This is a genomic window from Luteolibacter luteus (genome assembly GCF_012913485.1).
GTDB classification, from domain to species: domain Bacteria; phylum Verrucomicrobiota; class Verrucomicrobiia; order Verrucomicrobiales; family Akkermansiaceae; genus Haloferula; species Haloferula lutea.
In genome coordinates this window covers 4,743,542-4,764,847 of the sequence record NZ_CP051774.1, presented here as the reverse complement: position 1 = coordinate 4,764,847, position 21,306 = coordinate 4,743,542, and the positions used below count along the sequence as shown (strand labels likewise).

The 21,306-nt window shown below is 60.2% G+C and carries 14 protein-coding genes; 1 reads left to right on the top strand and 13 read right to left on the bottom strand.

Annotation, left to right across the window (positions count from 1 at the left end):
* Positions 1–34: 34 nt before the first annotated feature.
* The 13 genes from HHL09_RS19675 to HHL09_RS19615 form a co-directional block, all read right to left on the bottom strand.
* The gene (locus HHL09_RS19675) at positions 35–907 is read right to left on the bottom strand and encodes a peptidylprolyl isomerase (protein ID WP_169456335.1); all 873 of its coding nucleotides are present in this window, start codon (positions 905–907) and stop codon (positions 35–37) included.
* An 8-nt stretch (positions 908–915) separates the two neighbouring features.
* The gene (locus tag HHL09_RS19670) at positions 916–1,563 is read right to left on the bottom strand and encodes a phage major capsid protein (RefSeq protein WP_169456334.1); all 648 of its coding nucleotides are present in this window, start codon (positions 1,561–1,563) and stop codon (positions 916–918) included.
* Positions 1,564–1,565: 2 nt separating this feature from the next.
* Positions 1,566–3,401 (bottom strand): putative porin, encoded by a 1,836-nt coding sequence (locus HHL09_RS19665; protein ID WP_169456333.1) that lies wholly within the window; start codon positions 3,399–3,401, stop codon positions 1,566–1,568.
* A gap of 19 nt (positions 3,402–3,420) precedes the next feature.
* Entirely contained in the window at positions 3,421–4,074 is a 654-nt protein-coding gene (locus HHL09_RS19660) for a TonB C-terminal domain-containing protein (RefSeq protein WP_169456332.1), read from the bottom strand.
* A 35-nt stretch (positions 4,075–4,109) separates the two neighbouring features.
* Positions 4,110–4,517 carry an ExbD/TolR family protein gene (locus tag HHL09_RS19655; protein WP_169456331.1) on the bottom strand — a complete coding sequence of 136 codons (408 nt, stop codon included), beginning with the start codon at positions 4,515–4,517 and terminating at the stop codon, positions 4,110–4,112.
* 7 nt (positions 4,518–4,524) lie between these two features.
* Positions 4,525–4,932 (bottom strand): ExbD/TolR family protein, encoded by a 408-nt coding sequence (locus tag HHL09_RS19650; protein WP_169457811.1) that lies wholly within the window; start codon positions 4,930–4,932, stop codon positions 4,525–4,527.
* Positions 4,932–6,755 (bottom strand): DUF2341 domain-containing protein, encoded by a 1,824-nt coding sequence (locus HHL09_RS19645; protein ID WP_169456330.1) that lies wholly within the window; start codon positions 6,753–6,755, stop codon positions 4,932–4,934. The genes HHL09_RS19650 and HHL09_RS19645 overlap by 1 nt, the downstream gene beginning before the upstream one ends.
* A gap of 10 nt (positions 6,756–6,765) precedes the next feature.
* Entirely contained in the window at positions 6,766–8,367 is a 1,602-nt protein-coding gene (locus HHL09_RS19640; protein ID WP_205760886.1) for a ShlB/FhaC/HecB family hemolysin secretion/activation protein, read from the bottom strand.
* Between the two features lie 186 nt (positions 8,368–8,553).
* Positions 8,554–9,996, bottom strand: a complete 1,443-nt coding sequence (locus tag HHL09_RS19635) for a hypothetical protein (protein ID WP_169456329.1) — start codon at positions 9,994–9,996, stop codon at positions 8,554–8,556.
* A 56-nt stretch (positions 9,997–10,052) separates the two neighbouring features.
* The gene (locus HHL09_RS19630; protein WP_169456328.1) at positions 10,053–11,150 is read right to left on the bottom strand and encodes a thrombospondin type 3 repeat-containing protein; all 1,098 of its coding nucleotides are present in this window, start codon (positions 11,148–11,150) and stop codon (positions 10,053–10,055) included.
* Between the two features lie 604 nt (positions 11,151–11,754).
* Positions 11,755–12,921 carry a GAF domain-containing sensor histidine kinase gene (locus HHL09_RS19625; RefSeq protein ID WP_169456327.1) on the bottom strand — a complete coding sequence of 389 codons (1,167 nt, stop codon included), beginning with the start codon at positions 12,919–12,921 and terminating at the stop codon, positions 11,755–11,757.
* Positions 12,922–13,200: 279 nt separating this feature from the next.
* Positions 13,201–15,735 (bottom strand): bifunctional YncE family protein/alkaline phosphatase family protein, encoded by a 2,535-nt coding sequence (locus tag HHL09_RS19620; protein WP_169456326.1) that lies wholly within the window; start codon positions 15,733–15,735, stop codon positions 13,201–13,203.
* Positions 15,736–16,358: 623 nt separating this feature from the next.
* Positions 16,359–17,144 (bottom strand): helix-turn-helix transcriptional regulator, encoded by a 786-nt coding sequence (locus HHL09_RS19615; RefSeq protein ID WP_169456325.1) that lies wholly within the window; start codon positions 17,142–17,144, stop codon positions 16,359–16,361.
* 210 nt (positions 17,145–17,354) lie between these two features.
* On the opposite strand from HHL09_RS19615, the gene HHL09_RS19610 reads away from it, so the two are divergent.
* On the top strand, positions 17,355–20,747 hold the full coding sequence (locus HHL09_RS19610) for an autotransporter-associated beta strand repeat-containing protein (protein ID WP_169456324.1): 3,393 nt from the start codon (positions 17,355–17,357) through the stop codon (positions 20,745–20,747).
* Positions 20,748–21,306 lie beyond the last annotated feature (559 nt).

The following is a 21,306-nucleotide window of genomic DNA, read 5'->3' as shown; positions in this document are numbered from 1 at the left end:
GCAAGTGGCGGAAATCGGATGGTCTGGAGGGGGCTTACTTCCCTAGGAGCTTCGCGAGCTCGATTTCGTTGATCGCGAGCGGATGATCCTTCAGCAGCTGGGCAAGGTATTCCTGCCGGTTCAGGCGGGCTCGCTCGGCACGCAGTTGCACGACGATCTGATCGCGCACCTGATCGAGCGGCGGCGTATGGGCTTCCTTAGCATCCAGCACTTTCAGGATATGCCATCCGTCATCCAGCTTGACCGGATCCGAAATCGCTCCGACGGCCAGCTTCGGCAGACGCTCGCGAATCTCCGGCTGGATCTGGGCCTCCGCCACCCAGCCGATCTCCCCGCCGCGGGACTTGCTAGCCACCTCATCGCTTTCCGCAGTGGCAATCGCGGCGAAGTCGGCATTCTTCTCCTTCAGCTTCTTCGCCAAGGCATCCAGCTTCACCTTCGCCTTGTCCGTCGTGGCCTTGTCCGCATCCTTCGGCGCGGCAACGAAAACCTGCGCAAGACGATACGATTTCGGCACCAGCAACGATGTCTTGGCGGCATCGTAGGCGGCTTGGAGATCGGCCTGTGTCGGAAAATCCGCGGGAACCTTTGCAACCGATTCGAGGTAGCTCTCCGTCAAGGCGGCTTCGCGGGCACGCACCAGCTTGGCGACGACATCAGGTTCCTGGTCCCACTTCTTTTCCAGAGCCTGTTGAAGAACAAGACGCTGGATTAATAGTGCCCGCACATACTGTCCAAGCGCGGCGGGATCTTTGGAAAGAGCAGCGTCCTGACCGGCTTCCAGCCCCGCGATGGCCTCGCGGATCTCATCGGTCTTCACTTCGAGTTCACCGATCTTGCCGAGGGTGGCGGGATCGGCATGGACGGCGGCAGCCGCAGCAATGAATGCAAAAAGATGGAGTTTCATAAATTTATTCAAGGTTTGGTGGTGGCGCCAGGAGCGCTGAGACGGTTGTCGATGATCTTGTCGCGATAGCCCTGCACCTCGTTCTCAACCCTCACGCGGGCGTTCCCAATGAAAGGTTCCTTCGCCGCGAGTGACTTCCCAAGGGCGAAGCCTTCGTAGCGATCGAGGATCTCGTTCGAGACATTGAAGAGCGCGATGTTCTTGCGTTCCCGATCGGCGACCGTCCGTTTGAGCACGGTCACTTCCCCGGAGAGCTGTTCGCCCTTTGCTTCATTCTTCTTCGCGGCGTCTGCGGCCGTCAGATAGGCAGCCTTCCACTTGTCGAGCGCGGCAATGTAATCGACAAGGCGCTTCTCTCGCTCCGCCAGACGGTTGTTCAACGAAGCAATGGTCTTCTCGGAAACGGCCTTGTCGTCGTTCGACTCCTTGGCCAGCGCAGCATTGCGCTTCTCCAAATCGGCCACCTTCGCTTCCAGCGTCTTCGCTTTCTGCTCGGCAGCGATCGCAGCGGCTTGAGCAGTGGCCGTTTCGCCCTGCGCGCTGCGGAGCTGCAGCGTGAGGTTTTTCAGCGCGTCCCGGAGACGGGCCGCTTCGCCATCATCCTGGGCGGATGCCGCCAGCGGCAGCAACAATGCGGTGAGAAAGAGGGCTTTCATGATCAGAACTTGGCGTTGATGTCGAATTGCAGTGTGTCGGTGCTGAGCGGCGGACCGGAGACCTCGTCGGAGCTCATCCACTTCAAGCCCACACGAACGTTCGGAGAGAGCGCCACCGCACCCCCGAGCGTGAAGCCTTGGAGGTTTGTACCCCCACCGCCAAAGTCGGAATCGGTGAAGCCGTCCACCACGGCATCGGACTCGACGTAGCGGTAGCCGATACCCCCGATCCAGTCCCCGCGCTGGTCCATCGCAGTCCGTCCGAAAAGGAAGGCCAGATACCACGCGGTATCGCCACCATCGAAGGTGCCCGTACCGGAGCCAATGCGATTGTTGACGGCCTTCCCCGCGATCTCGTTCGCATCGAATGCCGTATTCTTCAGATACTCACCCGTCAGCGCGAAGCGGATCGGGTCATAAGCCTCGTAGTCGAGGCGACCGGTCAAAGTCAGCACCTGGAAAGGCGTCGCCAGACCGTAGTATTGCCACTGGTTCGTCGTGCCAAATCCGTTCGCCGCGGTCGGAATGATGTTGCGCAGCGCCATGTAGGTATTGCCACGCTGGGCGAAGGAAGGGCGGGTCGCATCGGTATTGCCCGCATCATTCGGCCCAAGCGGCACGAAGGGAGTCGAGAGTTCCCCCTCGATGTTCTTGAAGTCATACCACGCGGCCCCAAACTTCGCCTTCAGATCATCGTTGATCTTCCACTCGATGCCGGCCTGTGCGCCGTAGAGCCACTTGTCTTGGCTCTCGAACTTGGCGGGCTGGTTCGAGGCAAAGTTCAGGTCCGTATTGTAGACCGGGAAAAGACCAGCCGCGCCAAATGCCGTAACCTTGTCATTCACCGCAAAGCGGCCGCGTGCGGCGAGACCGTCGAAGCCAAGGTCATCATCCCACATCACCTCGCTGTTAAAGAAGGGGTTCTCAAAGCGTCCCACCAGGAAGGACAACTCCTGATCCTCTTCCTTCAGCACATCGTAGCCGATGAAGGCACGATCCAGCCAGATCTGATACTTCGAGAAGTTGCCTCCGGATCCACCCAGCGATTGGTTCGGCGATACCGGTGAATTGCTATCCCCGGTAGCCACGCGCAGACCTGCGGTGAAACCCTCACCCAGCATCAGATCGATTCCCGCACGCACCCGCAGGCGGGCACGATCGCGATCCTGATCCACGTTATACTGAGGCGAGAAAAGGGTGCCGGTGGTATCAAAGGGCGCACCGGTATTGATTGCATTGAAGTTCGGGAAGGCACCCGTATTGTCATTCCCATCGCCGAAGAAGATTCCTTCGTAGCGACCGCGGATATCGCCAAAGACACGATACTTCTTCTCCTCCTCAACCTTCCCAGAGCCGTCCCGGTTATTCTCGCGGGCATCGGCCATCAGCTCCTGCTTGATCTCATCGCGGATGCTGTTGCGGACAGTCTGCGGAACATAATTCACGCTCACCTCACCTTCGGTCTTCGGCGGTGGCGGGACCGCAGCCGTCGCTTGGGCGTGAGCCTGCGCGGTCTTCGCCTCGGATTCGGCCTGCTCGATCAAAGCCAGTCCCTCTTCCTGCGTCAGCTGCCCCTTCTTCACCAGCAGCGCCACCAGATTCACCGCCATGTTCTGCGATGGAAGAGGAACCGTCGGCTGTGCGGCAGGCGCGGGGGCCGGAGGAAGCTCGGGCGCCCCCAGGTTGGGATCGAAGACCTCGTTGTATTGCTCCTGAGGGGTAGGAACCGGCACCGGCGGCAACTCCTGAGCGGCCTCCTCGGCAGAAGAGATCGCGGCTCCCGCGAGGGTGGCGGCGACCGTTTTTAGAATGGGATGGTGGGCGTGCTTTGCGGGCATGGCAATTCAGGGAAAAAGGTCAGCGTTTGCGCCCGGTCAGGCGCGTGTGGATCGGCATCGGCATGTCGGCCGGAGGCGGCTCGGAGAAACGGATGCCGATAAAATCATTGCGGAGTGCCGAATCGACCGAAGGATCGCCGGTCGAGGAACTCGGCTTGAGCGAGGTGATACGTCCGTCCGCATCGATGCGGATGCTCACCTTGACGTTGTAGGAAGCACTCCGGGTCTTCGGATTACGTCGCAGCTCTGCGGCCAGGGTGTTCTGAAGAAGCACGGCATAGCGATCGAAGCGTCCCCCGCCCCGGCGTCCGCTACCATTGCCCCCGCTCCCCCCGCCATCGCCCCGACCGGAAAGCCCGAAGCTGTTCGGACCATCGCCAGTCAGGCCAGTGCCAAGGTCGGCAGGCGGTTCTTCAGGTCCCGGTTCTTCCGGCTCATCCTGCGCTACCGGCTCCTGCTCGATCATCTCTTCCTTTTCCTCCGGCTGTTGCTGGGGTTCGGGTTCCGGTGGTGGCGGCGGCGGTGGGGGAGGCGGCGGCGGCACCTCCACTTGGACGATCTCCACCGGCTTCGCCTTCTTCGGCGCGGGGGCGGACGGCTTCGTCAGGACAAAGGCGGTGACCAAGCCGACGATACCAAGCGCCACCACGGCACCGATGACACGGCGCCTCACCCGACCTTCGTTCTCAAAATCCTCCGCACTCATTTCTATTTCGCGGGTTGGGTAGCCAGGCCGATCTTGGTAATCTTCAGACGTCCCAGGATATCGAGCACATCCATGATCACCTGGTATTGCGTCGTGCGATTACCCCGCACCACGGCAGGCAGATCCGGCGTCGCGGCCTTTGCCGCTGCCAGGCGGCGTTCAAGCTCGGGCAAGGTGATCGGCTCGCGGTTGAGCTGGATCTTTCCGGCATCGTCGATCGTGATTGCCTGCACCTTCGGAGCATTCGGATTCGCCGGCGCCGGATTCTTGCTGGCGCGGGGAAGTTCCACCTTCATCCCCTGCACCGCGGCAGTGGTCATGATGATGAAGATCAGCAGCAACACCAGGTAGAGATCCACCATGGGCGTGACGTTGATATCGTCGTAGGACTTGTCGTCTCCAGCATCCATATCCGCTTCAGTTTGAGGCTTCAGTCGCGAGACCGATGTTGTCGATGCCCACGCGCCCGAGCACCTCGAGCACGTCCATGATTCCTTGGTATTGGCTCTTGCGATCACCCCGCACCACCACCGGCAGATCCTTCGTGGACGACTTCAGCGCGCTGAGCTTGGCCTCGAGTTCGGTGATGCTCACCGGGATCGTATTGAGCGCGATTTTGCCCTCGGTATTGATCGTGATTGCTTGCAGCTTTGACGCACCCAGATCCGTGGTTGCAGACGTGCTGGCACGTGGCAGATCCACTTTCATGCCCTGCACTCCCGCAGTGGTCATGATGATGAAGATCAACAGCAGCACCAGGTAGAGATCCACCATCGGCGTGACGTTGATATCGTCGTAGGACTTGTCGTCGGCGGAAGCCATGATCAGGCGGCTTTGTCGTTGTTCGGCGCGTAGGGAGACACTTCCCCGGCCGGCGGATAAAACTCGGCCATCTTGGCCACGAACTCATCGATGAAGACCTGCATCCCGCTGGTCGTCTCTTTGATTCGGCTATTCAGGTAGCTGTAGATGAAGAGCGCGGGGATCGCGACCACCAGCCCCGCCACCGTCGCCAGCAGCGCCGAGGCGATACCCGGAGCGATGGAATTCACGTCCACCTCCCCGCTCTTCGCAATGATCGCGAAGGTGATCATCACCCCCACCACCGTGCCCAACAGGCCGACGTAGGGACCACCCGCAATGCTGATCGTGAGAAAGACCAGGCCCTTGGTCAGACGATGCGTCTCATGGACCATCCCGCCATCCAGAGCCGCGCGGATCGCCTGGATCGAGCGCCCGGAAAGGCCCTGCGTGCGGTTCTTGTCACGCTCCAGACGATGGCGGATCTCTTCCGATCCCAGGTGATAGATCTGATAGAGCGGCGACTTCTTCACCAGTGCCTGTGTGCGGGGATCCAAGGTGCCGCCCAAGCTCTTCACACTCGACTCGTCCGCATGATCCAGCGCGGTGAGATCGGAGGAAAGCCGCTTCCACTGCTGAAGAAAGGCTCGCGTGCCCTTCTGGACCGCATTCAGGTAGTTGAACTTCTGGATCGCCACCGTCCATCCGACCACGATCATGATCACGCAGACCCCGATCGCGATCCAGCCATCGAACATCATGTTCTTCGCGATATCGCCGAAGAGCATCACGTGCTCCAACGCCTCGCTGTGCCCCCCGCCGCCCTCGCTACTTTCAGCAGCCGCCAGGGTGGCCGTCCTCAATCCGGCATCGGAACCACCTTGGCTGATCGCGGCAAACTTCACCCAATCCGCGGAGCGTGCTCCCTGCGAAATCTCCAGTTCATCGATCTCTCCCACAAAGCGCGAGCCCTCCTCCGCGCCGCCGATGGTCAGCTCGCCATCCAGCGTCGGCAGGCCAGCCGCTAGCTCGCTCACCGGCTCACCATTCACGAAGAGCGAGATCTTCCCATCCGCTGCGGTCACCGCCAGATGCGTCCAACTCTCTGCCGTCACCGCCTTGCCCGGAACGCTCCGCTGGTTGCCCAGCGCCACAAGCGGGACCCCTTGATCCAGGAGGATACGGAAATCCCCGCGCCGGAAGATTTCAACTCCCGCCTTCAATGAGGATGGCTTCAGCCAAGCCGACCACGTAAATCCCTTGCTGAAATCGAGCGAAGGCGAAGCCGCCACCGTTACCGGCGCGGCACCGAGCAGGCGGGCGCCGCCGCCGATGATTGCACCTTCGGAGGAAGCAAGAGCTACGCTACCATTGTTACCGTTCGCACTGGAGTCCGCAGGGGCGGCACCTCGATCGGCCAAGTGCCAGACCAAGGCAGCATCATAGACATCTGTCGTCTTTGCCGGGGCCACCGCGGCGGGATTCGCGGAACCGTAGTAAAGGTTCACCGTGGTCGTTCCCGCTGCCAGCGAGGGCACCTTCAGCCACACGAAGGCCTCGTTGACGATCGAGTCGTATTTTTCGACCTCATGCGGCAGCAGCGTGCCGTCATCGGTCACGAAGCGGAGGTCGCTACCGTCCGCCGCCGCGCTCGCGAATTGGAAATTCCCATCGTGCAGACGCACGAGGACAGCGGCATTTTCGAGCGGCCCGGAGAGCTTCGCGGCATCCGCGCCCGTATTCAGCGTGAGTTTCTGGCGCTGGGTCCATTCCTTGTTCCACCAACCTTCGACGGCATGGAGGGGCAGACTGAGGGAGAGCAGTGCGATGACGTGACGTGCGATCATGGTCAGTAAATTAAAATTCGGCCCAACCGCGGAAAGTGACGCGGACCTCGCCGGACTCAGCGTCGGCCTGGGTGGTGAAAGGGACCCCGATGTCCAGGGAGCCGTTGTAGTGCTCTCGCAGGCGGAAGCGGGTCCCCGCGCCGGCACTGAGGAAGTTGAAAAAGGACTTCTGCGAGGGCAGCGGCTTCATCACATTGAGCGTACCAGCATCGACAAAGGCATGAATCCGCCATTCATCGGCCTGCTTGCCCTTCTCGTCCTTCTTCCCGATGAAAGAGCGGGTACGATACTCCGCCGTGGCAAAGATCCCGCTGTCCCCCAGCGCGGTCGCTTCCAGATAGCCACGGGCATTGCCCAAGCCACCGCCGCTGATCTGTTCGCTGTTCACCAGCGGTTGGCTTGATACTTGCCCTTGGAGCTTTCCAAAGAGCTGCGAGCCATCGTTCAGGTCACGCGTGTGTGAAAGGTCCCCGCGCAGGTAAATGAAGCTGCCATCTGCCTGGTAGCGCTTGCCATCGAACTCGGCCTGATCCCCGCCCATCCCCCGAAGGTGGAAGTTCAAGGAGAGATTTGCCTGCGTGAAGGAATTCTTCTTCACCCAGGAGGCGCCGTAGTTCGCACTGACAGGAAAGTATTCGATCGGAGTCTCAAAGGTGAATCCACCGATCGTCCGGTCGTCATAGGACTTCCAATCCATCCCCAGCGAGAACGTCTGATAGAAGCTATCCGTGCCCGGCAGATCGAAAAGCGCACGCAGGCCCAGGATCTCACCACGGCCAGCGACAGCGGAGCCTCCCAGCGTGGAGATATCGCTGTCCTGCTTCGTCGCCTGGAGCATCAGGCTGACTTTGTCTGAGACGCGGGCCAGGTAATAGCCGGAGAAAACCAGGGCATCGTCAGGGTTCTCCGGCGCCACCTGGAAATCGAGACCGAGCGTGTGTCCCTTCTGGAAGAGATTGCCGTAACTGATCGCACCATTCAGGCGGGTCTGCGTGGTATTCGGGCTGTAGCGGTTGTTCACCTCCAGCGAACCGTGGAGCGGGGACTTGTCCTCTACCTCCAGATCCACGTCATAGGTACCCGGCTCGACACCAGCCCGGAGCTGTGGCTTCACCGTGCGATCCGGCAAGCGGTTCAGCGCGATGATCTCGGCCTTCACCTTTGCGAAGTCAGGCACCGAGCCCTCCGCCAGCGATGGCGCTTCTTCCTTGATCCGGCTTGGCAAGAAATACTTCGCGCCCGTGACGCGCAGCCGGCCGATCTTCCCCTCCACGACCTGCAAGCGGATCACTCCGGAACGCGGGTCTTGCACCGGAATCTGCACGGTGACGGTTTGATAGCCCTTGTCGCGGAAGACCTTCTCCAAGGCAGCCCGGGCCTGCTCAACATCGTCTGCAGTTCGACCGGGACCAAGATAGGGATAGACCGCTTCCTCAATCTCGAGCGGCGTCAGCAGGGTCGAGCCCTGCACGCGATACTCGCGGATCAACAAGGTGGACTGCTGCGGGGTAGACGCAGGCAGCTGCCCCGCCACGCCAAGCAAGATTCCCAGCGCAACCACATGGGCTGGCCAGGAGAGGCGTGGGGGGAAAATGGATGAAGCGGTTTTCACGATTGCTTGTCTCGATGCCGCCCCGAGGTCGGAAGCGCCGTGATGTCACGGATGACTTCCTGCTCGTGGGTAAGATGGGACAGGGATGGCCTGGGACAGGCCCCGCAGACTTTTGGTCAAAAGGCCCCGGAGAAAGTCCGCGCGGGAGAGTTGGCGCGGTCCCCTCTCCGGGGCGTAAGGGAAGGCTTATTCGTCGCCCGGGAGCGGCCCCGGAAAGACCAGGCCACCATCCGCAGTGCGATGAACTTTCAGCGCGGCGTCATCGAGGGCGATGCCTTGCTGGGTGGCCACGTCGATCTTGATGCGATTCGCCAGCGCGGTCACGAAGTCGTTACGGAAGGTCGGACTTGGATCGGTACCCAGTGCGGTGACACCGTCGATCGGGGTGAGGATGCGGTTGTAGATCCACAGTGTGTATCGTCCGCTCTTCACGTTCTCGGGAGTGTTCTCGATGCCGTTGTATTTCAGAGCCACACCCTTGCTATCGGCGGGACGCGCCGCACCTTGGCCATTTCCGAGGACGGTTGCATTGGCATCGCCCGGAGTCACGTAGCCGACATACCAGCCAGCAGTGGCAGCAGGGTCCGCCTTCTTGTAGGCTACCGATCCGAGCTTCTGCGTCAGGGCGATCGCCAGGTTGGCACCGCTATTGTGACCGCCGGATGCCGTGATGCCGGAGAAGGTTTCATCTACCCCGTTGTTCCACTGGCGGTGATTGGAAACGACGCCACCGATGACGGCGGTGCCGATCTGGTAAGACTTCGACGGATCATGCGCAGGATTCGTCACCCAAGTGCCGGAGCCGGCAGGGCTCTCAATCAGAGGAGCATTCGCGGCACCACCGGCGGTCGGAGCCGGATCAGCCTGATAGGCCCACTGGAAGCCAAGGCCGCTACGGCCAATCTCCAACTGGGCAGCGAAGCGCTGGCCTGCATCGGTGTTGCGGCCCAGTGCATAGATCCACTTGTGCTCGTCACCGTTGCTCCAGTTTCCGGTGAAGATGGAAAGCGGTACCGCGCCAGTGTCATAAAGCAGCTTGGCCTGCTGCGTGGTGATATTGTCGATCGGAATACCCGGGCTCCCGTAGAAGCCGAGCTGAGAGATACCCACCGGGATCTGCTTCACCGTATTGTAGGTGCGATCGTTGTAGGATCCGTTGAAAGGCGAGGTGCTCTGGAAGTTGGTCGAAAGACCGAAGTCCACGGCATGTTCGATGTAGTTGCCGTCCGTAGTCGAGGTCAGCGGGTTCTCCGGGATGCCACCGTCACCGTTGCCCTCGGTAGGATCAAAACGGAATTTCTGTAGTTGGTCGGCGACTGCGGCGATCCCCGCCAGCGCACCGGCGTAGTTCGTCTTAATGATCACGTTCTGACCATTCCAAGTGCCGTTCCAAGTACCGAAGTTGGAAGTGCGGAAGGTGTCGCTCACGGTCTGGCTCGCACCACCGGCTCCGGTGGTTTTTCCGTTCAGGCCTTGGTAGGACCAGTTCGTCAGAATCCGGGAGATGGCGACTTGGGTCGCGTTGCGGTCGCCGTTCGAGGCGGCGAAGTAGATCTTGGTCTGCGCATTGGAGGCGAGGCTTCCAGCCACGCTGACAAGACCGAGGAGGGCGGATTGGGAAAGTTTCATGGGAATCGGAAAAAGTTGAATTGAAGATCGGATGGTTTGGATCAGGCCGGCTTTCATCAGGGATTCGTCACTTGGACGCGATAGAAGCCATGGGACAGGCCATTGCGGGTGGGATCATTGTCCACCCAGCTGAGCGGCGTGGCTCCGGCACCGGAGAGATGCACGTAGACCTCTGTCCAGGCTCCTGCCAGATCGTCGTTGTATTCGACCGCGTAGCGGCGATTCGCGATCGTCTGCAGGCTGAAAGTCCGCGAGACACCCGGTACCACCACCGGTGCGGACACTTGGAAGAAGGAAGCAGGATCAGTTGGGCTCGTACCCGCCACCGCCTCATCCCCATCAGTGAAGCCGTCGCCATCGGTATCCTGATTCGGATTCCCGGCGGAAGCCCGGGTGAAGCTAACCACGCCTCCGGTAGTGATGGAGAAGTAGCCGAGGTAGGTCACGGTCCCTAGATCGGAGAGCGAGGCCGCCTTGCGATGAACATAAAAGTCGATCGCGGAGTTGGCCGCACCGGCGGTAAAATCCTTCTCGATGTTCGGCCAGGTCGCGAAGTCGTTTCGGCCTTCCGTCGCCACTTGGAAACGATAGACCGGAGCGTCCGCCAAAGTACTGGTCTGGAAGGCACCCCGGGAATTGTCCGCCGAATCTGGAGCACCAGCGGTGGAGGTCAGAACATTGAAGCCTTGCCCGATCACCGAGCTGATCTCCGCAAATGCGGAGTTGTGCTGGAAACCGCTGCGTGCCGCATACGGCGTGCTCTGCTGGGCGATCGAAGTGCGCGGACGCGAAATATAGATCGCATCGTTGTCACCGGCATTGCGGCTGAAGGCCGACCACACCACCTGCTTGCGGGAGTGCCATGGCACCACCTCATCGTCCTCGGTCGTGTCAAAGGCATCGAGATCGCCGGCGAGCGCACCAATCGTCGCCACGGCAGTGGTCGATCCTGCGGAGGCAGACTCGAACTGGGACACCGCACCGATGTTCACCAGATAGGAACCGGTAGCCGGATTCGAGGAATCACGGAAGGCAAGCAGGACATGCCCTTGTCCTGCCGGGACCACAAGGGCCGCCTGCGCTGCCGTCACCAGCAGCCCCACGCCAATGACAGGCAGCGCGGATCGAATGAATCTTTGGAAAACTAATTTCATAGTATGGAAAGGAGATTTGAATCAAAAAGGCCGAAGCATCCTGAGATCCCGGAGCCGGGACCACGCAAAGCAGGGCCTGCCGCAGACAGGCGCGGCAAAAAGACCATCAACCGAAAAGACGGCGATCAGCGACAGCAACCCGCCGGAACAACAGCGAGGCTTCGGATGGAAGGGATGGAGAGTTTCGGAGGAAGATTCATGCTTGGAATCGTTGGTTCAGCGGGAGTTTCCAACCGGCAGGCACACTTGGAGGTGAATCCTTGTGGACCTTGGCTTGGGTTCGTAAGGCGGTCACCCGGCCTTACCCTAAGCAACGGGGATCGCGGGAGGCGGCCCTTTGCCTTTGATTGCTGGCTCCTCCGGCAAGAGGTCACCGTTGATCCCATCGCCCTTGGTGAGGGTAAATAGGGCGGCCTTTCGACCGCGGGCGGAATTCATACCTTTGCAGGGGGATTTGCAAGAGGATTTTGGGGAAATCGGCTTTGCGCCGCAAGCCCCCCTCTCTCGCTCCCCGCCTTCCCAACCTTCAATGAAGGAAGCACACCGAACCGTGGCCGGCTAAATGCCCACGGCCGCCGACTGAAGCCCGCCCTCTCCCGCGCTTTTATTCCCGAGAACGCACCGGCACCGTGATCCGGAACGCCGCGCTCTCGCCCGCTTGACTGAGGAGCACAATCGTACCGCCCTCCGCCTCCAGTAGTTTCTTCGCGATGCTCAGGCCGATGCCTGCAGAAGGATCCGCGCCGGCGGGACGCATGCGAAAGGCGGAATAAGGGCGGAAGACCTTATCATAATCGTCGGCATGGAACCCCGGCCCCTCATCCTGTACGTCGATGATGGCAGCTTCCCCCACCCGCTTCAGACCGACACGGATCTCACCCGTCTCGCTGAAGTTGACCGCATTGGTCAGCAAGTTTTCCAAAGCCTCGGAGATGACCCAGTCAGGACAATCCAAAGGAATGCGCAGTCCGGGATCCGAAACCCGGATTGCCATTCCCTTCCGCCCCGCAAGCGGGCGGAAGCGCGAAGCCACCGACTCGGTGGTTCCATAAAGATCATCGCACCGCAGCGAAACCCGGTCCCTGAGACCCAGCGAGGTCACCATGCTCACGGCTTTGTCGGCACTCACCTTCAGCGCACGGACCATCTTGTCCAGTGGCGGCGGAAGATCATCCGCCCTCTCATGGAGGAGATCCGCTCCCATGCGAATGCTCGAGAGCGGGGACTTCAGATCATGTAGCAGCACATCGACCGCATTCTTCTGATAGGTGCGCGCGAGATGTTGCTCGATCAACGAAGCCACGATCGAAGCGAATTCCCGAACCAAACCGATCTCCTCCTCGGTCCACTGCCGCGGCTGGCTATCGATCACGCACAGCGCGCCATACAAGTGACGGCCGGATCCAAGGATCGGAAACCCGAGGTAAGCAATCACGCCGAACTCCTCTACCGCGGGATTGTCCGCGACCAAGGTTTCCTTGCGCGCATCACAAATCACCAGAGGCCGGCGAAGCTGCACCGCATGTTGGCAAAATGAATAGCTCAGGGGGGTCTGCCTTTCTGCGGAGAGAGAGTCGGGCAGACCGCAAGCACCCACAAATACCTGGCGCCTGTCATCAATCAGCGAGACCAATGAAGTCGGGGCATTGGCTGCCTTCGCGGCAAGCTTGGTCACGGAATCGAAGTCGATGCCGTGAAGGCCATCGAGCAGGCCGGAGCTCTTCAAACTCTCCACCCGTCCGGGACCGGCATAATAGGGCCTGAATTCCATTCACTTTCGACTAATGGATACCCCTTTGGGCAACAAGAGCTATTTTCTAACTGTTCATTTGAAAGTATATGTCGATCTTTCAGAAACATGTGGGAATAACGACGCAAAATCGGACATTTGAGCCCAAATTAAGCAATATTACTCATATCTAACCCTTCCATACCCGGACTCATCCGACATCAGACCGGTTACGGCCGTCGTTACCTAGGTATTTTTCGTAGCACCCACTCCGCATTTCCCCGCCCGGCTCCACTGCCTGACGGGGAGTCAGCACCTTGCTTATTTGGCGGTTGGCAGCGAACGGAATGCAATCGCATGACGCACTGCGGGAGGAGTCGGGGCGTCCTTGCCCATCACGGCGTGCCATAGGATTTCATTCAGCTCGAAGTCATCGATCCGGTCGTATTCGCTGAAGTCCATCTTGTTCGATCGCTCCGCGCCGTAAGACAATTCGGTGTTCTTCGCCTCCAGATCCATTCTAGCAGCTTCGTGCGTGTAAGGAGTCAGGTCCTCCTGATCCGTGAAACTGTTGAACATAGGCCGTGCAGCAGCATCGTACTGGCTGAGAGGTTCGAGCCCGAGGATCAGTTCCATCGTCCGGATAAGGCTGACCGTCGAATAGAGCGTGCTATCCACGACCTTGCGCTTGGTGTAAGGCGAGATCACCAGCCCTACCGTGCGCTGGGCATCGACGTGATCGGGGCCGTTCTGGGCGTCGTCTTCGATCACAAAGATTGCCGTCTCCTTCCACAGCGGGCCGTGGGAGACATGCTCCACGATCCGGCCCAGGGCCAGGTCATTGGAAGCAACACAGGCCTCGGGCGTGAAGGCTCCCACCGTCGTTCCCGAGGTGTGGTCTTCCCCTAGGCTCATGATGATGAAGCGGGGCATGGTGCCCTCTTTGGCGAACTTGTCGTATTCGGCGATAAAGACTTCGGCATTGTCCGTATCGCGGTTCTTCTGTCCGGCGACCTTTGGGATGCCATACTCCGGGCAGAGATGCCCGATCAAACCGGGAACTCGCCCCTCCATCTTGAGAGCTCCCTGCCCGTCGCTCACCCGCTTGCCATATTCGCCATAAGCGCGATAGCTCAGACCGGCCCGCGCACAGGCATCCCAGAGATACCCGGAAGGAGCATTTTGCAGGTGGCCTTCATCGTCATCGTCCACCCCCTCTCGCTTCGAGTAGGTCAGGTGCCAATCGCGCGCGATGTAATCGGTGTTATAAGCCATCGTGCTCCAGGGATGCCCGTCGCGGCTCACTTGGCCATTGCAGTAAAGGTTATCGAGCAACACGAACTCCTCCGCGAGCTTGTGATGGTTCGGCGTCACCTTGCGCGGGAACATGCACAGAGAAGGATCCCCATTCCCCTTCGGATCGGGCCCCGACGCCAGATCACCGAACACCTGGTCATAGGTGCGGTTCTCCTTGATGATGTAGATCACATGCTTGATCGGACTCGCGTCGCCTACCCGGGTCGGGATCGCGGTCCTCACCGGATGCGGCGCTACGGTCAGCTGCTCGTCCGAATAAGGACAGTTCTGGTAAACCTTCGCGGTGTAGTCCTTCAAGGTGGTCTCATCCGGCACCGGTAGCACCGTCAGCGCTCCGCTCATCAAGGTGCCGATGTACGGATAGGGCCGCCCCGCCCTCCCCTTCAGCGGCTTTCCTTCCGAATCAAGGGTCTCCCCTTCCTCTTTCCTCGGATTGGGATGCGAGCGCAAGCCCTTGCCCACCCCGACAAGCAGGTTCTTGCCATCCGGCGTGACCGCCACCGCGGTGGGATACCAGCCCGTGGGAATGAAGCCCTTCACTCCGGACTGCCGGGGCGTTTCCACATCGATCACCGCGATGCAGTTGTTATCCGCATTGGCCACGTAGAGCGTGTCGCCATCCGGTGCGAGTGCCAGGGCATCCGGCGTGCTGCCTTCCGGAGCCTTTGGAAAAAGCGCCGTGAAGATCGTCTCCACCACCTGTCCGCGCTTCGTATCGATCACACTCACGGTGTTACTCGCCGAGCACGCCACAAACAGGCGGCCATCCTTGTGAAGCACCATCTGGTTCGGGTGATCACCCACCGGGATCTTCGCGACTACCCGGAATCCCGCCGGATCAATCACCAGAATCTGATCCCCTGCCCAATCGCTCACAAAGAGCTGCTTCGGACCAACCACGACATCATACGGACGGCCCCCGGTCGGCAGGGTATTCTTGCTACCATCCGCCAGGCGGATCGCGTGAAGCTCACCCGCGTTGATGTCGAGCGAGTAGAGCAGGCCCGCCGCCTCGTCGAGCGCCACGCCGGAGCGGAATGACTTCGTATCGGACGCAGGAGCGTCGCCCGCCTTCGGACCATCGGCATTCGCCTTCTTGCCCCGGCCCGGGCGTGACTCGGGCGCGCTGGTTCTCGTGAAGCCCCCGTTGTTCAAATCAAAGCTGTGGAGCTCTCCGTAACCGCCCCCGGACCACCAGACCTTTCCTTCCGACTTGTCGATCGCCAGACCATACCAGCTCTGCCGGCTGCTCGCGGTCGCAAGCGACTGCGGCTCGTCCCCGCCAATGTCCACGAGGTAGAGGTTGTGCCGGTTGTAGCCGCTGGTCGCAATGAGAGCCCGCTTGCCATCCGCGAGTGGAATCACGTTGAGCGGCATGTCCGTGGTCACGAAATGCTTCCCCACTGGCGTCAAATGCCAACCGTTCGGCAAAAGGTAGCCGGTTTCCGTGGGACCGGCCACCGGTCCGCGGTCCTCGGCCGCACCGGTGGAAACTAGGGCAAGGAGGAACAACAGCGAACACCAGTACGGAGATCTCATTCGGAATCCCGAAAGGCTCCCCGCGACCTTTGCCCCACCTCAAGCCCCGCTTAGTGACGAGCCGGTAACAGGAAGGATCCCCCGCTTCAAACCCGGTCGCCCCCTAACAGATCCCGGCAAAGGGCCACCGGCCGGACTCAAACCGGCAAGTTGAAGTTCAAGTTCGCCACCACCGCGTCGTTCATTTTTCTCAGCTTCGAATAGTCGCCGTAGAGTTTCCGTTAGTCTTACGTCGGAGATTGGCGCGTATGCGGAGCTAATGTCAAAATCCCTCCCGAAGCTCGAACATCTCTTCGCTTGGCTTGGCACGTGGCGACGGTTGCTGGTTCGCCAGGAACAGCACACGACCTTTGCACCGGCTTCTCCAAGCTGGCCTGCATCATCTACATCCGTTTCCGTTACGAGAACAACGAGGGGAAAAAGAGCGAGATGGCGCTCGTCACCACCCTAACCGATGGGCTGGCAATCGACTGGGCCGAACTTGCCGAACTCTACGCCACACGCTTGGGGGGCGAACTAAAGCTGCGGAATCTCAAGACCACTCTCGGCATGGGGCGCTTCGAGGTCAAAAGCCCGGCAATGGCACGCAAGACCCGACAACACGCATCCCCCGGTGAGGCCGGCTACGTGGCCTTCCCCTTCCCGAGCCAGATGGCCATCAGGTCAGCGCGGCCGTTGACGCCGAATTTGCGGAAAATTTCCGTGATGTGCTTGTGCGTCATGCCCGGGGTCCGGCCGATCTCCGCGGCGATTTGCTTTTCGCTGCGTTCGGTGAGGAGTAGGCGGGTGATTTGGCGTTGGAGCGGGGTGAGGGGAGTCTCCGCGAGGAGGAGGCCGTAGCTGAGAGCGACCTGGCGGTGAAACCACTTGATGCCCCGCAGCGCGTAGGCGGCGATGGCTTCCTCGGCAGCAGTGAAGTCCCGCGCCACGCCGACACGCTGGAAGTTGAACATGGATTCGTAGTCGTCGTTCACCGGGAAGAAAACGATGCACTGGTCGTGAAATCCGCGGGACGCATGAAAGGTTTGGTAAAACTCCTCCTCGAAATAGGCGGGGCGCATTTCCTTGCGGAGGCGGAAGGAGCGAAACTGCCCCACGTCGCGCGCGGCCCGGACATAGCCTTCGTTGACTTGCCGGCGGTTCCACTGGCCCGTCTGGCCGCGGGCGGATTCGCTGTGCGCCGGCGTGGGATGGAGGTAGCGCCCGGCTCCTGGGCGCAGTCCCTTGAGCGGATCATCCGGCACCGGCACACATAGGCGGATGTAGCCCAGCCAGTAGGCATTGCCGGCACCGATCATTTTGGCGATGCTGGCCATGAGATGCTCCAGCGCGCGTTCGGTCTCGGAGGCGGGAAAATCCGTGAGCGAATCCCATAGTTGGTGAACCCTCTCACGCTGGATGCCCGTCATGGCAATGTAGATGCAGGAATGCGCCGCGAAAGCCAGCGCAATGCCGGGTCTCGACACTCTTCATCGTGTCATAGGACCGGATGATCGTGGTCCCCGGCCGACCCGCACCAGGGTGCTGATCAGTACCCTAGCAGGGTGGCAATCGGATTGTCAGGATGCCTCCTTCACAGGTTTTGCATGAACGACCGTCGTAAACCCACACCCCGTTCCATGAAAGCTTCCCATGGAAACCCCCGCCGCGTTACCACGCGAGTTGCTGCCGTCCTCGGTGCCTCCACCTTGGCCTTCGCTCCATGTGCCCATGCGATTAACGCCACATGGATGGGAGGAGCTAGCGACGGTTGGGACAGCGCCAACTGGGATGTAGGAGGAACCGGCATTGGGACGGCTCTCCTCAACTCGAACGACGAGAGAATCTACGACCTCTATTTTGGCAGTGGCGGCTACCATGATGTCAACGGCATCGTCACGACAACCAACAGCAAAAGCCCCACTTCTCTGAACTTCTCCCAGCAGAACTGGACGCTGAATGTCGATGCCATCGGTACGGGCGCCACTGCAACCGCCCTCTACATGAATGTGAACCACACCAGCCCGGAGGTGATCGTAAATTCCACGTACGGCGTTACCTGGGGAAATGGCCTGGGTCCCAAATACTTTGACATGACCGTGGACAACGGATCGGTGCTCACCCTCAACGCCAACGTTTATGGCAGCGGGAGCCTGAACAAATATGGAGGGGGCACGGCCGTCATCAACACTCCGGACCACCAAGCCAGCGTGGGCGCTTCCGGCACCAACGTGTTCGCAGGCACGCTGATCACGGACAACCCCACCAACGACTACAACGTCCAGGGGAGTGCCACGATGAACTTCAATATTCGTCCTCGAACTTGGCTCGGGACACGAGGCGACCTGACTTACACAGGCAACGTCTATGGTGCGGGGAACTTCGTCAAATCGGGCGGCGCGACGCTGACCATGACCTCCGACATCTACTACACCGGCTCCACGACGGTCGAGGGCGGGCGACTTGTCGTCGCCACCTTCCACAATCCCTACGTCACCAGTGGCTTCACTTTCAATGGCGGTGATCTGGAACTCCGGACGGGGACGAGCCATCAGACCTACGGAAACATCGTCAGCGGCACGGGTTCCTTCACCAAGAGCGGGTCATACAATCTCACCCTGACCTCACGTTGGAATCGTGCGGACGGTGGTGTCTCTGTCACGGGCGGCCGCCTCATTGAGACTTATCCGATGAGCGGCGGAAGCTACAACCTCAGCAGCGGTGCCAACCTCACTTGGGTCGGGGGGGAGATGTTCGGTTCCACGATATCCGGCGCAGGCAGTTTCACCAAAGCCGGCAACGATGTGGTCACCTTTACCAACCCGAATACTTACACCGGCGGGACCTCCATTACCGAAGGGACCCTTGATGATTGGCATCCGCACGGTGACTACGGCATCTCCTCCGGTGCTACACTCGTCCTCTCTTCCGCCACTTACGCCACTTACGGAGGGCGCATCTCCGGTGCCGGCGAGTTGCTCAAGAATGGATATGGCACTCTCACTCTCACTGGCGATTACAGCGGCCTCCCCGCAGATTACCGGACCGGCCGCATCCGTGTGATCAGCGGACGGCTCATTGACCAGCATCCGCGAGGGAACTACTTGATCGATTACCTTGATCCCGAAGATCCCGAGCAAAGTCCCGCTGAACTCGAATTTGCGAATGCCGTCGACGTGTATTTTGGCGACGCCTCATATTCTAGTCCAGGAGCCGTCGGAGGCACGATCTCCGGCCCCGGAAACTTCACCAAAAGCGGAGTAGGAAACCTCGACCTGTTAACCCGATTGACCTACACTGGGAAGACCACGATCCAAGAGGGCAGAATCATTCCACTGGTGAGCGACGCGCTCCCCACCGGGACAGCCCTGACCGTCAATGCACCTGGCATCTTTCTGACCGCATATGGCATATCTCAGACCGTGGACACACTGGCAGGCACGGGAAATGTCAACCTCAGTACTAACAGCACGCTCACTCTCGCCAGTGCCGCCAGCGCCACCTTCTCCGGCGTAATCTCCAATAATGCTCCCGCGAGCCTCATAAAGAACGGCCCCGGCACGCAGACCCTCTCCGGAGAGAACACCTACACCGGCGGAACCTTCGTCAATGGCGGCCGCCTCATCGACCACTATCCCCACGACAGTTACACGCTCGCCAACGGCGCGGACTTGGATTTCGCCAACACCGCTCCGTCCGCCTTGAGCGGTATGATTTCCGGAGCTGGAAACCTCACGAAAAGCGGAGCCGGAAACCTCGACCTGTCCGCTCCGAATACATACACAGGCTCCACCCTGATCAATGACGGTCGCCTCATCGTCTCGAACACCTCCGCCACGAGCGGCTATCACATCCCCTCAGGCACCACCCTCGAATTGAAAGTCTCCGACGCTCTCATCAACAACAGCGCTCCGGGCACCACCACCTTTACAGGGACCGGCATCATCGAGAAAACCGGAGCCGGAAGACTCCAATGGGGCGTTCGCACCGCAAGTTTCTCCATGGCAGGCGGCTCCATCATCAGGGTCCTGGAAGGAAGCCTCATTGGCGGCTCCAACGCAGACGAGGTTTGGACCAACAACAAAGCCGATCTCTATGTGGCCAGCAATGCCACATTTGATGGCGTGGAAGCCACCTCCATCGCCAATGGCGGCATCTTCGTAGACGCCATTACCGGCGGCGGCACAATCAAGGTCGGCATCGGCGGCTCCTATGCCAACAAGATCACCTTCGGCGTGGACAACGGCAGTGGCACCTTCGATGGCATCCTGGCCGATAGCAGCGGCCCCGGAAACTTCGTGAAAAGCGGCACCGGCACCCAGACCCTCACCGGCCAGAACACCTACACCGGTGACACTCTCGTTTCCGGCGGCACGCTCACCTTGGCCAGCGGCGGAGCCCTGCGGATCAAGGTCGGTGCGAACGGCGTCAGCAACAAACTCACCGGCAGCGGCACTCTCCGACTCGACGGCACACTGGTGCTGGACCTTACCGCCGCGGGCAATTCCCCGGGAGACAGCTGGACCTTGGTGAATACCTCGACCCTTGCGGAAACCTACGGCAGCACCTTTGCGCTCGCCAGCACCCGGGGTGCCTTCACCAAGCGTGCCAGCAAATGGACCAAAGTGGAAAACGGGGTCACCTACGAATTTGAGCCGGGCACCGGATTGCTCACAGTCGCCCCCTTGACCGGATACTCCCTCTGGGCATCGCTCCATGCCGACAACCAGACCGAAGATCAGGATTACAATCACGACGGCGTCGAGAATGGGATCGCTTACTTCATGAACAACACCGGCGTCATCACCCTTCCCGGAATCGTAGGCGGCAAAATCACCTGGCAGAACGGAGGAACCCTTGCCGTCACCGCCTATGGCACCGAGTTCAAGGTTCAGACCTCGCCAGATCTCGCAAGCTGGGCAGACATCCCGACGGGTGATGCCAAGCTGACAAACCTTGCGGCATCGGTGGCCTACACGCTTCCCACGGGACAGGGCAAACGCTTCGTGCGTCTCTGCGTCACCCCGAACTAATCGCCCGGCGCGGGTTTACGAGCTGAAAACCTGAACCTCCTCACTTCAAAGACCGCCCCAACGGCTTACCGTTGAAAGGGAGCAGTAGGGCTCCGCGTCGGTTCCACCCGTGACAACATAGCGGGTTCCAATTCCAATCGACACGGAAGCCCATGAAAACATCAGCACATTGCCGCATCGGCGTCGACGCGCACAAACGTTTCAGCCAAATCCACGTGCTCGCCGACGATGGCTCCACAGCTAGGAAAGGCCGCATTGAGAACAACGATCCCGCCGCTTTCGAAGACCTTGTCCGAACGCTCGGTGGCAGATTTAAGGCGGTCTTCGAGGCCTCAATGAACTTGCACGTTCCCCACGACATCCTCTGTGTCATCGAAGGAAATGACGAGGTGGCCATGGCCCACCCGCTAAGATGCTCAATCCCGGGGAGAGGTGGAACGGATTTGATTTGAACCGGTCGGGCTCCTTTTGCCAGCGGACATCAGTTCGAACTTTATAAGGCAATATTTGGGATGAGCCACCTAAGCACTCGTTCACTCCGACCGCACAAAATGCGAAC